Origin of the sequence: Fibrobacter sp. UWB1 (assembly GCF_002210325.1) — a bacterium.
In the GTDB taxonomy this organism is placed as follows: domain Bacteria; phylum Fibrobacterota; class Fibrobacteria; order Fibrobacterales; family Fibrobacteraceae; genus Fibrobacter.
In genome coordinates this window covers 58,625-72,304 of record NZ_MWQL01000003.1, presented here as the reverse complement: position 1 = coordinate 72,304, position 13,680 = coordinate 58,625, and the positions used below count along the sequence as shown (strand labels likewise).

The window sequence follows — 13,680 nt, the reverse complement described above, 5'->3', positions numbered from 1 at the left end:
AGAGTACACCATGCACATCAAAAAAGGATTTGTTCTGCGCGAAGTTTGCGGTGAACAGGTGATTATGGGCGAAGGCGTTGGCGCTCTCGATTTCGGGAAGCTCCTTTGCCTAAACGAAACGGCTTCTTGGCTGTGGCAACGCGCGAGTGAACTCGGCGAATTTACGGTCGAGGCGCTTGCCGATGCGCTCTGTAGCGAATACGACGTTGCCGCCGACGATGCCTTGAACGATGTCAAGGGCATTGTTTCGCAGTGGCAAAACGTGAACGTAGTCGAATGAAATACCTTTCGTGGTTATGGAATAGGACGGATGGATTCCGCCTGAACATTGCGCTCCGCATTGTATTTGGCGTGGGGCGAATCTCGCTTGGGCTGTTAATGGTATGGCTCAGCAAGCGTTTTATAGATGAAACAATTCGCACGGGTAGTCAAGACGACATCGTGCAAATGATTGCACTGCTTGTGGCAACGGTCGTGGGCGCGATTGTTTTGCGTATCCTGTTTTATTATATGACGAATGTGGCGATGGTTCGTCAGTCGAATCGCTTGCGCTTGCAGGTGTTCGAAGGTTTGTTCCTGCGTAAGCTTTACGCGGGGGCAGAACTGCATTCGGGTGATGTGGCGTCTAGGCTTTCGAAAGATATCGAGTCGGTGTCGACCACGACCATGGAAACTTTGCCGCAAATGATTGTGACAACGCTACAGCTGGTGGGCGCGTTCCTTTTGATGCGCTGGTTTGACCCGCGGCTCGCTTGGGCGTTGCTGTTGCTTACGCCGGTGGCGATTGTGCTCGGCAAACTGGTGTCTCGCAAGCTCAGGAACATGACGCTTGCAATTCGTGAACGCGAATCTAAAATCCAGATGCAGGTGCAAGAGGGTGTAGAACACAATGTGCTCATGCGTTCGCTCGAAAGCGAAAGCTGGGTGGCAGGCCGCTTGGGTGACATGCAACAACATTTGGAAAGCGACGTGTTGCGCCGTACGCGGTTTACCACGCTTTCCCGTTTTGCGCTCGGGTCTGCCTTTGGGCTGGGTTATTTGCTCGCCTTTATTTGGGGTGGCCTTGGCCTGCGCGATGGAGCGATTACCTTCGGTATGATGACTTCGTTCTTGCAACTGGTGGGCCAGATTCAGCACCCGATTCTTTCGATTTTGAACATGGTGCCGCAAGTGGTGCATACGACGGCGAGCATTGACCGCTTGGAAGATCTTGAAAAATCCAAGGAGCCCGAAGTGGACGGAACGCCTGTGGCGCTTGATGGCTCGCTCGGGGTTCGACTCGAGAACCTGCATTTTGGCTATGCGGCGGGAAGGCACGAGGTCCTGGAAGGATTCAGTCACGATTTTGAGCCTGGCTCCAAAACGGCGATTATGGGCAAGACTGGTGCCGGAAAGACGACTTTGTTCCGGCTGCTGCTCGGCTTTGTAAGGCCTGATAGCGGGCGAATGCTAATTTATTCAAATTCCGAGGTGTGCGCGATTGGCAAAGAGACCCGCACGAATTTTGTGTACGTACCGCAGGGTAATACTTTGCTGAGCGGGAGTGTTCGCCTAAATTTGCAGTTGGCTAAGCCCGATGCGAGCGAACAAGAAATGATGCAGGCTTTGCACGCGGCGTGCGCCGACTTTGTGCTGGATTTGCCCGATGGCTTAGATACAGAAATCGGCGAGCGCGGTCGCGGCTTGAGCGAGGGCCAGGCGCAGCGAATCGGAATTGCCCGCGGGCTTTTGCGGCCCGGGAACGTATGGTTGTTTGACGAGGTGAGTTCTTCGCTCGATGAATCGACGGAGCGCGAATTGTTCGAAAGACTGTTTGCAACTTACCCCGACAAGACCATGATTTTTGTGACGCACCGTTCGGCAATGTCAGAAATTTGCGACGAAGTCGTCCGACTGTGAAAAACATGTGAGCGAAAATGCATCCGCTTAAACACTTTATAACGATTACGAAACACCGAAACGAGGTGATTCGGCTTTGCTTTAGGGCTGGAATCGGGTTCCAGGGATTGTTTCACGATTTGTCGAAGTACAGCCCGACTGAATTTATTCCGGGAGCCAAGTACTACATGGGTGACCAGTCTCCCAACAACGGGGAGCGCAACGACAAGGGCTATAGCTTGGCTTGGATGCATCATAAGGGCCGGAACAAACATCATTTTGAATTCTGGTATGACTATGAAATGGCGACCAAGAAGCTTGTGCCGATTGATATGCCGGACCGCTACATTAAAGAGATGTTCTGCGATCGTGTGGCCGCATCCAAGACGTACAACAAGGCGGGCTATACGCAAGAATCGCCGCTTTTGTATTTGACTAAAAGTACGGCTTGCGAAAAGATGACCGAAAAAACTTACCGCAAGTTGCTTTACTTGCTCAAGATGCTTGCCGAAAAAGGTGAAAAAGAAACGCTTGCCTTTATGCGCCGCACGAAGGTGCTGCCCGAAGCAGAAGTTTAAATTTTTGCGATAAACACGTTCAGGCTGAAACCGCCGTGGCTGGTGGCGATGCTTTTTGCGACCGGATTTTGTTGCGGGGCGAGCGCGGGGCATTCGTGCAATAAGTTTGCGGTGCAAGTGTATTTGGAGCCTGGGCGGTTGTCGTCTTTGGGAGCAAGGATTGCTACTGTGAGTTGCTTGCCGAAGGGCGTTAGGTCGCGCGAAAGTTCGGCGAGTCGGCGGCCAATTTGCGTATAGAGCTTGGGTGCGTCAAAATCAAGGCGCTTGCCGTAGGGCGGGTTCAACACGATAACGGGCGAGGCTTCGCCCGAGTTCGAATTGCAGGAACATGCGTCGGCAATTTCTTTTGCGGTGTAGCTGAAAAAGTCGCGAAGTTGGGGGGTGATTGTCGGTGAGGCGTCGTTTGGAACGATGTCTGCGAGCGGACCGCTTTCCACATTGTGCTTGATGATTTCGACGGCCTTAGGCGAAATGTCGCTGGTGAGGATGCGCGTGATTAGATTCATCGACTCCACGCCGTTCGGCGTTTCGCTCAGAATGACACGCTCTTGTTTGACGATGTGGTTCCAGGTAGCGGGTTTGAATGCGGGCTGGTGCTTGAGTGCGAAATCGCGGTTTTTCCCTGGAATGAGTCCGTTTGCCATGTAGGCGGCTTCGAGGCTGAAAGTCCCGCTGCCGGCCATTAAATCAAGTAGGCAGTAGGAAGTAGGAAGTGGACAGGCAGGTGATGGTAATGAACAGGCTTCGAACAGCATCGCTGCGGCTATGGTTTCTTTGAGGGGGGCGTCGTTCACGAACCGCTCGTGACCGCGCTTGTAAAGTTCCTCGCCGGCAAGGTCTAGCCAAATGGTGCATCGGTCATTGATAAGGGTGACGTAGAGGTTTTGAGGGGGTGGGGTATGGGGTCGGGCTTCGCCCTTTGAGCTCGCTTCGCTTTGGGCCATGTGAAATTGCGTGATTACGTTGTTCAGGCGTTCTGCGATGGCGTCGCTATGGTACAGTCGCGAATGCTTGCAGGTTACGTGGATCGTGGGGGGGGGGGCTGCGGGCAGGAACAGTTCCCAGGGAATTTCGGCGGCTTTCTTTTCGAGGTCATGGAAGTTTTCTGCCTTAAAATCGGCAATGTGCATCAGCACGCGGTTTGCAATGCGGCTGTAGGCCACAGCTTTCCAAGCTTCGGTGATTTTCGCGGTGAATTCAACCTTGCCGTCTCCTGCAATAGCAGGGGCGCCTTGGGCATCGGTAAATTCTAGCCCGAAACCTTGCAATTCGCGAACAAGAGTCTGTTCAAAACCGAGAGGGGCAATCGCCAAAAACCGGTGCGGTTTTCCGATAATTTGCCGTTTAAGCCTTTTTTCGAGGTTATTGGTAATCAAAATCGTTCGACTCGCTGTAATCGTCGTTGCCGTAAGAGTATTCTTCGTCGTCTTCGGGTGGCGGGGGCTCAAATCCTTCGGGCGGTTCGTCGCTAGACATTTGCTCGTCGGCGAATTCATCCGGAGCTTGTGACGGTGCGTTTGCAACAGGTTGAGTGCTCGGTGCCGGGATTGTCTGTGCAAGCATCGCGGACTCGGCTTGGACTGGTGCGGGGGCTGCGGCGACGCTCGGCGTAGAAATTGGAATGGGTGGCGTCGGAGCCGCAGGCATCGGTGCTCCTTGAATCACCGACTGGAACAGTATCAGTTGGGCCTTGCTGCGGACCACTTGGTCGGCGAACGCGTCGATGGTGATTTTTTCGGCGTTGAACAGGGCGTTCAACTTTTGCATGCCCTGCGTAAACTTGGACATCTGCATGCGCGTTTCGACCGCTTCGTTGCTGGTCAGCGGAATCATGTGCTTTTGTCGGTCGCAGAGCTTGGTCGAAAACACGGTCAGCGTCTGGTAAAATTCGATGATTTCCTGCGGTGTTTTCCACTTTTCTTCGGGCAGGCCTTCCAAAAAGAGCCTGAGCGTGGGCGACACGTTTTCGTACATCAGCTGCGGCGAAACGGCGCCAGTCTCGGCGTAGAGTGCAATGGCGGAATTCACGAATTCTTCGACCACCGGAGATTCAAACATGCGGACTCCGCTTGCGGCCCAGTCCATGTCAAAGTATTCCAGTGCGCGGTCCATCAGCGTCGGGTTTCGAAGCACCAGATTCGCGAATCGGATTTCCATCGGCGGAATGCTAGCCCAATCGAGTGAGGCCGTTTGCTCCAATTGCGGAATCACTTCAGGTGCTCCGGGGGCGGCTGCGTTTGCCGCTATCGGGCGGCGTTCTTCGGGGCCTTTTTGCGGCTTCAGACTTTTCACTTGGGCCAAGGAGCGGCTTGTATTGAATCGTTCCGCAATCAGTTTTACATACTGGTTTTGAAGTTCGCGGTCGGTAATGCTTTTTACGAGTGACTTGGTGTAAGTCACAAAACGGGCGCGCTCTTCAGGGCTTTGCATGTCGTGTTGGCGGGCCAAATAAGAAAGCCAGTCTTCGGATTCGCGCAAAGCGGCTCGGAATGCGTCTGCACCGCGTTCGTTTACAAAGTTGTCGGGGTCGATTTTAGTGCCATCGGGGCGCGAAAGTGCAAACACGCGGGGCGCAATTCCCTTGGGCAATACGATTTCCAAACTTCGGAGGGTTGCCTTTTGACCGGCGGCATCGCCGTCGAATACCAAGTAGGCTGTATTCGCATATCGGGCAAGAATGCTTGCGTGGGTTTCGGTCAGCGCCGTTCCCGAAGCAGCCACTACGTTTGTGACACCGCCTTGATACAGGCTGATCATGTCAAAGTAGCCTTCCACGATAATCACCGCGTTTTCTTTCGCGATGCTTTGGCGGCTCTGATGCAAACCGAATAGAATATCGCTTTTGTGGTACAGCGCCGATTCCGGGCTGTTCATGTACTTGGCGTGGCTTTTTCCAGAGAGGTCACGGCCACCGAAGGCGACAATCACGCCCGAAAGGTTCTGGATGGCGATCATCAGTCGGTCGCGGAATTTGTCCGAGATTCCGCCGTTTTCCTTTTGGATGGCAAGTCCCGCCTTGACGCAGTCTAGTGGCGAAAATCCATTCTTGGCTGCATAGCCGATAAAGCCTTCGCGTCCATCCGGGGCGTAACCGATATGGAACAGCTTGCGAGTCTCGTCGGTAATATGGCGGCTCGAAAGGTATTGTAGCGCTTTGGGCGAAAGGGCGAGTTGCTGTTCGAACCATTCGCAGGCGAGTTCATTCAGCCTGCGGACCATGGCGCGTTCTTCGGTCTTTTCGCTATCTTCGGGGGCGCCTAGCTGGGGGAGTGCAAAACCGGTAAAGTTTGCGACCCATTCCACGGCCCCCTTAAAATCCATTTTTTCGTGTTCTTGGACGAACTTGAATACGTCTCCGCCCGCGCCACAGGCAAAGCATTTATAGATGCCCAGGCTCGGGTTTACATTCATCGAAGGGCTTCTGTCATCGTGGAAGGGGCAGACGCCCAAGTAGCGGCCATTTCCGGAACGTTTCAGCGGTACAAAGTTCTCTATCACCAACGCAATATCTGCGTGGGCTTTGAGTTGCTGAATGATTTCGTTAGAGTAAAATGCCACGGCTCAAATTTAGCAAGAATGCGCCTTCAAAATTATGACAGGAATAAAAAAAAGAATCCGTTCTTGAAGAATCGGATTCTTTTTTAGTAGCGGGGGCAGGACTTGAACGCTGCGACCTTCGGGTTATGAGCCCGACGAGCTACCAACTGCTCCACCCCGCGTCGAGGTTGCACCATATATAGTAAATTTTTATAGCCTTGTCAAGGGTTTTTTACACGAATTTTTTCAGGATATGCTTGCTGGCGACGAAATAATCAATACCGCTAATAATGGTAATTGCGGTGATGACGCCCATCACAGTTTGCGGGAAAATGGCCCAAAATGCTTGATAATTGGGAATAATCGTTTCCATGGGGTCGAGGGCGCCGAGCAAAATGGCGACAATTCCGATACCCTGGAGCGCAGTTTTCCACTTGCCGCTGCGGCGAGCGGGCATAATCAGTCCTTCGCTTGCGGCGAGAGTACGGAGCGTCTCGACGCTTGATTCGCGGAAGTATATGAGGGCGACCATCCACACCGGGGCATACCCCGTAGCGATAAAGCACATGAAGATTGTCATGTTCGAAATTTTGTCGCTGAACGGATCCAGGTACTTGCCGAGAGTGCTCACTTCGCCGAGTTTGCGGGCGAGGTAACCATCCAAAAAGTCGGTCAGCATAAAGCCGAGCACCATCACCAGCGAAAGGCTCTTGAAAACGAGGCTGTTATTGCTGTAATCCAGGTCGTTGTCGTAGAAGAAAACCCACAGGAAAAACGGGGTCAGCACAATGCGGCTCATGGTGAGCTGGCTTGCAATCGAAAGCGGCTTTCTGTGAGCCGGGTCGCGGTAATACCAGTAGGCGTATGCAACGGTCGAGGCGATAATCAAGAGAATCGACGTCACCATGCAAATTTGCTGGTAATCTTCGAGATTCAACAAGTACACGCCCATCGTTACTGTAATCGCAATGTTTGACAATTTACTCCAGCGACGCTTGCGGGGGAGCGACTTGCCTTCGCGAAGCACGCCGAGGCTAAAGAGCGTGTGGGCGACAAGACGGGCCAACAGGAATACGCAACCGACGGCGAGCAACTTTTCGGCTTGGTCATTTTGCAATAAATCGCGCACAAAAATGCTGGTCATCACTGCAAACGAAAGGAATCCGTCAATCACGTTCAGCCAAAGTCTATAATAGGGCTTTTCGATTTCTTGCGAACGGAGTTGGTATAAATTAACCCAGCCCATAATCAGGGCGATTGCAACCAGGGCGGTGGCGGTTTTTGCCATTCCCATCCAGATAAAGACAATGACGGCTATAAAAACCATAGCCCTTAAAACGCTCCAAATACGCGAGCGCAGTCTAATATCGGATGTCTGTTCTTGTGTCATTTAATGCCTCTGTCAAACTTCTAAAAGTTGTCTTGCATGTTCGCGTATCGTGTCGGATTCGCCACCTAGCATGCGAGATAGTTCCTTGATACGACCTTCGTGGTCCAGTTCGACCACATGCGTATACGTGCGGCCATCGATTTCTTCTTTGCTGACCGCGAGCTGGTTCTTGGCGCGGCTTGCTACCTGGTGCAAGTGCGTAATCGTGAGCACTTGGTGGTGTTGGCCTAAATTCTTTAAAGCTTCGCCGATGCTGTTGCCGACTTCGCCGCTGATTCCGGAATCCACTTCGTCGAAAATCAAGAGGGGTACGCGGTCGAGGTCGGCCATCACGCTCTTGATTGAAAGCAGCACACGACTGAGTTCGCCGCCCGAAACCGCTTTTTGCAGGCTCTTGAAGCCTTCGCCGGGGTTTGGGGCGAGCGTAAATTCAATCTTGTCTGCGCCGTTTGGCGACAAGGACTGCATAGTAATCGATGTCGCGAAAATCGCCTTCGGCATGCCGAGCGTATTCAGGATGTCGCTTACGGCCTTGTCGTAGCGCTCGGCGGCTTCCTGGCGAGATTTCGTGAGCTTGAGGGCGGTCGCCTGCAATGCTTCCAACGCCTTCTTAGACTGCCTGGAAAGTTCTTCCAAGTCCGCATCCAAGTTCTCGAGGCTCGAAAGTTCTTCCTTGCGTTGTTCAGTCAAGGCAATCAGGCCCGCGACATCGGTGCGGTACTTACGCTTGAGTTTCTGAATCGCCGCAATGCGGGCGTTCGCGCGGTCAATATCGGCGGCGCTCATGGCCGCAGACGGACGGAGCCTCAGCAAGTCCTTGCAAACGCTTTCGTAAGGGTCAGTCACTTCGTCAAGCGACTTCAGGTAATCTTCGTAGTCCGGGAGCTTTGCTGCAAGCGAACGCAACTTGGACTGCAAAATCTGCACTTGGTCCAAGAGCCCGTTTTCGCCACCCAGCATTCCCTGGATGTCGTTCAAGTAGCGGGTTTCGGCTTCCTGCTTGCTTGCGCTGTTCACCTTTTCTTCAAGGGCTTCTTCTTCGCCTTCTTTGAGGGCTGCCTTTGAAAGTTCATCAAACTGGAACTTCAAAAAGTCCTTTTGGGCCGCCAAGTTCTTTGCGCGTTCTTCGGTAGCGCGGATTTCGTCTTGAATCTTGTTCCAGGTTGACCATTCGCTAGAATATTCAGCCAGTAAATCTCCATTTCCGGCAAAGTCGTCGAGCATCTGCGTATGCGTGCGGATGTCGCGCAGTAAGAGCTGTTCGCTTTGGCCGTGCATCTGGATCAGTTCTTCGCCCAGACGTTGCAAATCGGGGAGTGCCACCACAGCGCCGTTCACGCGGGCGCGGCTCTTGCCGTTCTCCTGGATTTCACGGCGGATAATCAGTTCGTCGTCGCTGTCGAGTTCCAGTTCTTCAAGAACCTTCTTCACTTGCGGTTCGTTAGTGATATCGAATGTGGCTTCGACGACGGCCTTTTCTTCGCCGGTACGCACCATGGTTGCTTGCGCCTTGTCGCCGCATACAATGCGAAGAGCCTTCAAGAGTACAGATTTTCCTGCGCCGGTTTCGCCGGTAATTGCAGTAAAACCATCGCGGAACGGAACTTCCGCATTCGCAATCAAAGTAAATCCACTAATCGACAGGTGCTTTAACATACGGCAAATAAATTAGCAATTTAGCTTGACACTAAGTGTCATTTTTCGAATTCCACTACGCTACGGTAGATGGGGCGACCTTCCTTGCGGTACTTCTTTTCGAAGCCGGTCATAATCCCTTCGGTAGGTTCTGCGGTATTTCGTTCCAGAATTTTGCAACCCTTGAAGTTGTCGAAAACTTCAAGCGCGACTTCGTTGTATTCCTGGTGATCGGTACCCCAGTAGAAAATGCGCTTGCCAGGCTTTAATACGCGGGCGACTTCAACCAGAAAGTCCGGGCGCAAAAGGCGGTTCTTGTGGTGGCGTTCTTTTGGCCACGGGTCCGGGAAATACATGTGGAATGCATCTACCGTATTGTCCTTCACGCAGTCTCGCAAAAAGAAGAATACGTCGCCGCGGAGCATGGTGGCATTGGCCAGAGCGCCGGCCTTGTCCATCTTGCGCTGGGCGAACTTTGCCCAGGTGTAATCCCATTCGCTACCCATAATGACGGTATCGGGGTGCTTGGGCGCATATTCCGAAAGGAATCCGCCCTTGCCGCTTCCGATTTCGACTTCTACACGGTCGCCCATGTTCGGGAACATGTCTTTCCAGTTAAAATCCAGCTTGTGGGGGAGTCCGTCAGGCGTTGCAATCGGCTTGCGGTCGCCGTGAGTACGGAACACGTAATGCCACAGTCCCTTCGATTCCGGATCTTCTTTCAAGTCGCGGTAAAATTCTGGGATTACGACTTCCTTTTCAACTTCTTCAATGTTTTCGATATCGCTCATATTCTTTATTAAAACCTCACGCTCCTAACCACTCCCAACTTCCAACTTCCAACTTCCTACTGTCTACTTCCTACTTCCTACTAAATAAACGCGACGACTCTATCCAAAAATTTCTCCGGGATTTCCTTTGCAATCATTTCGCGAATGTATTTTTCGGAATACTTCATCGAAAAATGCGCGAGGATAATCTTTTCGCATTTCACCTGGTCGCCCATGCGGTTCAACGCATCTGCAATTTGGCTAATGTGCGTGTGTCCCTTTTTGTGGCTCATTTCGTAGTCTTCGGGGGCAAGGAACGTGCATTCCGTAATCAGCACCTTCGACTGGAATACGCGCTGGTTTTCCAGCAGGCTTTCGCCCATGCAGTCACCCATAAAGCTCACCAGCGGATCATACACTTCTCGCGTAATTTCGGTGCCGCTTTCGCGCAGCTTGATAATTTCGTCGGGAGTCTTTCCCAAGAATTCATCCTTGAGTTTTTTCTTGTAATGGTACAGGGTTCCGCCCATGGCATAAATGGAATGCCTGACTTCGAACGCTTCAAATGCCAAGTCCTTGCGGTGTTCCAAAAACAGCAGGTCGCCACTATTGACGGGTACAATTTCGGGGTAACGGAACTTGGTGTCAGGCACGCCTTCGAACATGGCCTCGGCATGAATCCAGTTACGGGCTCCTTCGCAAATGCGTTCGGGCATGTAATAGGTGCTTTCGCGTTCAACACCCATCATCTTGCGCAAACTGTAATGACGCATCAGGCAACGGGCGTGATCCCCGTGGGCATGAGTCAAGAAAACGTGATTCAACGAGGTCGCCGAAAGCGGGCATTCGCCCATATCAATACAAAAATCCAGTTCCGGGAGCTGGATATAGGTCGCAAGCCCCGAAATCGAAAATCCGACAACGGACGTACACGAGGTATTCACGTGCACTTGCTTTAGGGCATTATGAATGTATCTGCTTTCAGCCATGACGTGGGAACAAATGTAGCAAAAGAACTTGGGTAGTTCGGAATTCGGAATTCGGAAATCCGATTTTAATCAAAAAAAATCGTCTAATTTTATTTAGACGAAATAGGAATATTTTGATATGAAATACGCCGTAGGCGTCAATTCCGAAATCTGAACTCCGAAATCTGAAATTACTTCGTCTTCGCGTTTTCAGCGACAAGTTTATCGAAGTCTTCGCAGCTTAACGTTTCGATATGGTTACCCATGGCGACACTACGAGTACGGGCATTACCCTTCTTTTCGGGAACGCGGAAGCAGAAATTGTAGACATTGCCCTTGTCGGTCGGGATTCCCATCTTGAAAATACGGATACGCTGGGCGCCCTTATTGTAAATTTCGTGATAATCGTAGGAATTCTTAATCTTTTCGAGGCGCTTCTGTTGGGAAAATTCAATTTCTTCAGTAATGGGGCCTTCCAAAAGAAGTGGCAGGGAGTTCTGGAAACGGAGCTCGAGTTTTCCGCCGGATCTTACGATTGAAGTTTCTTGCGGTTTAATCAGGTAACGCTGTTGCGGAATGTTCTTATAGGCCAGGGTGTGAACCGTGCGGACACCGCACATTTCTCGCATATCGGGTTGCTCAACAAAGTCAATATCGCGGCAGATAGGGGGAAGGTTCGTCGGAACTTCCAGATTATCGCCAGAGTTTGAACCGGCACAGGCGGAAAGGAGAGTAGCTATAGCGAAACCAGAGAATAGCAAGATTGTAGATTTCATGCCTTAAATATAATTTTATTATTTCGTTTTGCATTTATTTTCTTTAGAAAGTTTATTTTTTTAATCGGCAAGTGTAAACTTTTTGTATCCTTAATTGGTTTTTGGGCTGAAAAGTCGGAGTTTCGGGGGATAAAATCATCTTTACTCCCTAGTGCTGTCAAAAAAATGTATTTTTGCCGCGGATTAAGAATTGGGTATAACATGAATATTTATAGCTGGAACGTGAACGGGCTTCGCTCCGCCCTCAAAAAGGGATTTACGGACTGGTTTGCAGCAACAAAGCCGGATATCTTGTGCTTGCAAGAAGTCCGCGCCGAGGTGGACCAGATTCCCGAAGAGGTTGCGAATCCTGACGGCTACTTTGCCTACTGGAACCCTTGCCGTCGCAAGAAGGGGTATAGCGGTGTAGGCATCTATACCCAAATCGAACCTGACCGTGTAAACTATGGCTTTGACATCGAGGAATTCGATGAAGAAGGCCGTGTGCTCCAGCTCGTGTTCCCGGACTGGGTTCTCAATAGCATTTATTTCCCGAATGGTGGACAGGGCGATGATCGCCTGGACTACAAGCTGCGCTTTTACGATGCCTTCCTCGAAAACAGCAAACGCTGGATTAGCGACGGAAAGCATGTGGTAACGCTCGGCGATTACAATACTTGCCATAAGGAAATCGATATCGCTCGCCCTAAGGAAAACGAAAACATCAGCGGTTTCCTGCCGATTGAACGTGCGTGGATGGACAAGTATGTCGAAAACGGCTTTGTAGACTCGTTCCGTCTGTTGCACCCTGAAGAACGCGACCGCTATTCCTGGTGGTCGAACCGTTTCGGGGCCCGCAAGCGCAATGTGGGTTGGCGTATCGACTATGCTTTCGTAGATGAAGGCCTTGTCCCCAATATTATCAATGCCGAAATTTATCCGGATGTAATGGGCTCGGACCATTGCCCGATCAGCATTGAACTCGAGCCCCCGTTTGCACCGTTGCCAATCGCGGCTCCCGCATACGAGCAATAAAAAAACGCTCCTTTTGAGGAGCGTTCGTTTTTAGAACTTATCTTCCCTTGACGTTTTTCCAGGCGTCGTCAAAAAGCTTGACTGCGTCGCCGGGGTAGCGTAAGAAAACCATGCGGTCGATTTCTTCGCGGGTTGGGTTAATTACCCGATTGTTCTTGAACTTTTCGTCAATGAGCTTGAGTGATGCGCTGTTCGGAGAGGCGTAGTTGATTGTGGTTGCCAGCTTCGCCCCGTTCTGCGCATCAAGAATGTAGTTCATGAAGGCATATGCGCCTTCGACATTCTGCGCGCGACTGCTGAGAGTCATTGCGTCTACCCACATGAAACTGCCTTCAACGGGAATGGCGTAGCGTAGTGTCGGGTCTTCAGAAATGGCGGCCATGGCTTCGCCGTTGAATACAATAGCTGCCCAGTACTCGTTTGCAAGAATCTTGTCTTTGGCGCTTACGGATCCTTCAAAACCGGCAAAATTCGGGTCGCGCTTGATTTCGTTGATCCACTCGACGGCCTTGTCGATGTCTTCGGGCCTGAAGCTGTTGGCGTTTATGCCTTTCGCTTGCATTGCAATAGAAAGCATGGAGCGGGATTCATCAAGCAGGCTGAACTTGCCTTTGATCTGCATGGGGTTGAAAAGAGTGTTGTAGCTTACACCGCTTGGATTAAGCGTCGTGTCGCGGTAAAGAATCCCGGTGGTTCCCCATTGGTAAGGAAGCGAGTACATGTTGTTCGGGTCGTAAACAGGATTCTTGAATTGATCCGCAATGTTTACTTTGTTTGGAATCTTGTCCATGTCGATGGGCTTGATCAGTCCCAAGTGGATCATTTGCTGGATCATCACGTCCGATGCAATAATCACGTCGTATTGTTTTTCCATTGCGGCTTGCAACTTGACGATCATTTCATCTTGAGCTTCGTATTCGACCAGCTGTAGCTTGTAACCGCTTTTCATTTGAAAATCGGTAAGCATTTCAGGATCCATGTATTCGCTATAAGTAAGGACGGTGACTGTCACGGGGTACTGTTGCGACTTCTTGTCGCAACCACAAAGAATTCCTGTCGCAAGGAGGACCGTTGCAACAGCGATGTGAAAAAACAATTTTTTCATACCCTCTCCTTCAGTCTTTGACAGTCCTC

12 protein-coding genes and 1 tRNA gene are annotated in these 13,680 nt (G+C 51.3%); 4 read left to right on the top strand and 9 right to left on the bottom strand.

Translation table 11 applies throughout. From position 1 onward, the window contains the following. Nucleotides 1-10 precede the first annotated feature (10 nt). The 3 genes from B7988_RS03520 to B7988_RS03510 are packed head-to-tail and all read left to right on the top strand — an operon-like array spanning nucleotide 11 to nucleotide 2,456. Nucleotides 11-280 carry a PqqD family protein gene (locus tag B7988_RS03520; RefSeq protein WP_073322293.1) on the top strand — a complete coding sequence of 90 codons (270 nt, stop codon included), beginning with the start codon at nucleotides 11-13 and terminating at the stop codon, nucleotides 278-280. Then, a complete protein-coding gene (locus tag B7988_RS03515) occupies nucleotides 277-1,899 on the top strand; it encodes an ABC transporter ATP-binding protein (protein ID WP_088656846.1) in 1,623 nt (540 codons plus the stop codon). The genes B7988_RS03520 and B7988_RS03515 overlap by 4 nt, the downstream gene beginning before the upstream one ends. A 17-nt stretch (nucleotides 1,900-1,916) precedes the next feature. After that, nucleotides 1,917-2,456: a DUF5662 family protein gene (locus tag B7988_RS03510; RefSeq protein ID WP_073322289.1), complete on the top strand. Its 540-nt coding sequence runs from the start codon at nucleotides 1,917-1,919 to the stop codon at nucleotides 2,454-2,456. Here the strand turns inward: B7988_RS03510 and B7988_RS03505 are convergent. From B7988_RS03505 to B7988_RS03470, 8 genes are all read right to left on the bottom strand, one after another. Further along, nucleotides 2,453-3,769, bottom strand: a complete 1,317-nt coding sequence (locus B7988_RS03505; protein WP_249268826.1) for an RNA methyltransferase — start codon at nucleotides 3,767-3,769, stop codon at nucleotides 2,453-2,455. The genes B7988_RS03510 and B7988_RS03505 overlap by 4 nt on opposite strands. A gap of 49 nt (nucleotides 3,770-3,818) precedes the next feature. Then, complete coding sequence (gene dnaG / locus B7988_RS03500; RefSeq protein WP_088656845.1) at nucleotides 3,819-6,014, bottom strand: DNA primase; 2,196 nt, start codon at nucleotides 6,012-6,014, stop codon at nucleotides 3,819-3,821. Nucleotides 6,015-6,101: 87 nt separating this feature from the next. Further along, nucleotides 6,102-6,175: transfer RNA gene (locus tag B7988_RS03495), tRNA-Met, on the bottom strand. Nucleotides 6,176-6,225: 50 nt separating this feature from the next. Then, nucleotides 6,226-7,320, bottom strand: a complete 1,095-nt coding sequence (pgsA, locus tag B7988_RS03490; protein ID WP_249268825.1) for a CDP-diacylglycerol--glycerol-3-phosphate 3-phosphatidyltransferase — start codon at nucleotides 7,318-7,320, stop codon at nucleotides 6,226-6,228. Between the two features lie 75 nt (nucleotides 7,321-7,395). Continuing rightward, the gene (recN, locus tag B7988_RS03485) at nucleotides 7,396-9,039 is read right to left on the bottom strand and encodes a DNA repair protein RecN (RefSeq protein ID WP_088656843.1); all 1,644 of its coding nucleotides are present in this window, start codon (nucleotides 9,037-9,039) and stop codon (nucleotides 7,396-7,398) included. A gap of 38 nt (nucleotides 9,040-9,077) precedes the next feature. Next, nucleotides 9,078-9,809 carry a tRNA (guanine-N7)-methyltransferase gene (locus tag B7988_RS03480; RefSeq protein ID WP_072799580.1) on the bottom strand — a complete coding sequence of 244 codons (732 nt, stop codon included), beginning with the start codon at nucleotides 9,807-9,809 and terminating at the stop codon, nucleotides 9,078-9,080. Between the two features lie 80 nt (nucleotides 9,810-9,889). After that, a complete protein-coding gene (locus B7988_RS03475; protein ID WP_249268824.1) occupies nucleotides 9,890-10,732 on the bottom strand; it encodes an MBL fold metallo-hydrolase in 843 nt (280 codons plus the stop codon). Nucleotides 10,733-10,947: 215 nt separating this feature from the next. Next, nucleotides 10,948-11,532: a hypothetical protein gene (locus B7988_RS03470; RefSeq protein WP_212668288.1), complete on the bottom strand. Its 585-nt coding sequence runs from the start codon at nucleotides 11,530-11,532 to the stop codon at nucleotides 10,948-10,950. A 201-nt stretch (nucleotides 11,533-11,733) separates the two neighbouring features. On the opposite strand from B7988_RS03470, the gene B7988_RS03460 reads away from it, so the two are divergent. Then, nucleotides 11,734-12,546 carry an exodeoxyribonuclease III gene (locus tag B7988_RS03460; protein WP_088656840.1) on the top strand — a complete coding sequence of 271 codons (813 nt, stop codon included), beginning with the start codon at nucleotides 11,734-11,736 and terminating at the stop codon, nucleotides 12,544-12,546. 37 nt (nucleotides 12,547-12,583) lie between these two features. Here the strand turns inward: B7988_RS03460 and B7988_RS03455 are convergent, their stop codons facing one another. Further along, nucleotides 12,584-13,651, bottom strand: a complete 1,068-nt coding sequence (locus B7988_RS03455) for a spermidine/putrescine ABC transporter substrate-binding protein (protein ID WP_088656839.1) — start codon at nucleotides 13,649-13,651, stop codon at nucleotides 12,584-12,586. Nucleotides 13,652-13,680: the final 29 nt, after the last annotated feature.

Coding starts and splice junctions, on each gene's coding strand:
- recN (WP_088656843.1), bottom strand. CDS start 9,039: ATGTTAAAGCACCTGTCGATTAGTGGATTTACTTTGATTGCGAATGCG.
- B7988_RS03480 (WP_072799580.1), bottom strand. CDS start 9,809: ATGAGCGATATCGAAAACATTGAAGAAGTTGAAAAGGAAGTCGTAATC.
- B7988_RS03470 (WP_212668288.1), bottom strand. CDS start 11,532: ATGAAATCTACAATCTTGCTATTCTCTGGTTTCGCTATAGCTACTCTC.
- B7988_RS03520 (WP_073322293.1), top strand. CDS start 11: ATGCACATCAAAAAAGGATTTGTTCTGCGCGAAGTTTGCGGTGAACAG.
- pgsA (WP_249268825.1), bottom strand. CDS start 7,320: ATGGTTTTTATAGCCGTCATTGTCTTTATCTGGATGGGAATGGCAAAA.
- B7988_RS03455 (WP_088656839.1), bottom strand. CDS start 13,651: ATGAAAAAATTGTTTTTTCACATCGCTGTTGCAACGGTCCTCCTTGCG.
- B7988_RS03460 (WP_088656840.1), top strand. CDS start 11,734: ATGAATATTTATAGCTGGAACGTGAACGGGCTTCGCTCCGCCCTCAAA.
- B7988_RS03515 (WP_088656846.1), top strand. CDS start 277: ATGAAATACCTTTCGTGGTTATGGAATAGGACGGATGGATTCCGCCTG.
- B7988_RS03510 (WP_073322289.1), top strand. CDS start 1,917: ATGCATCCGCTTAAACACTTTATAACGATTACGAAACACCGAAACGAG.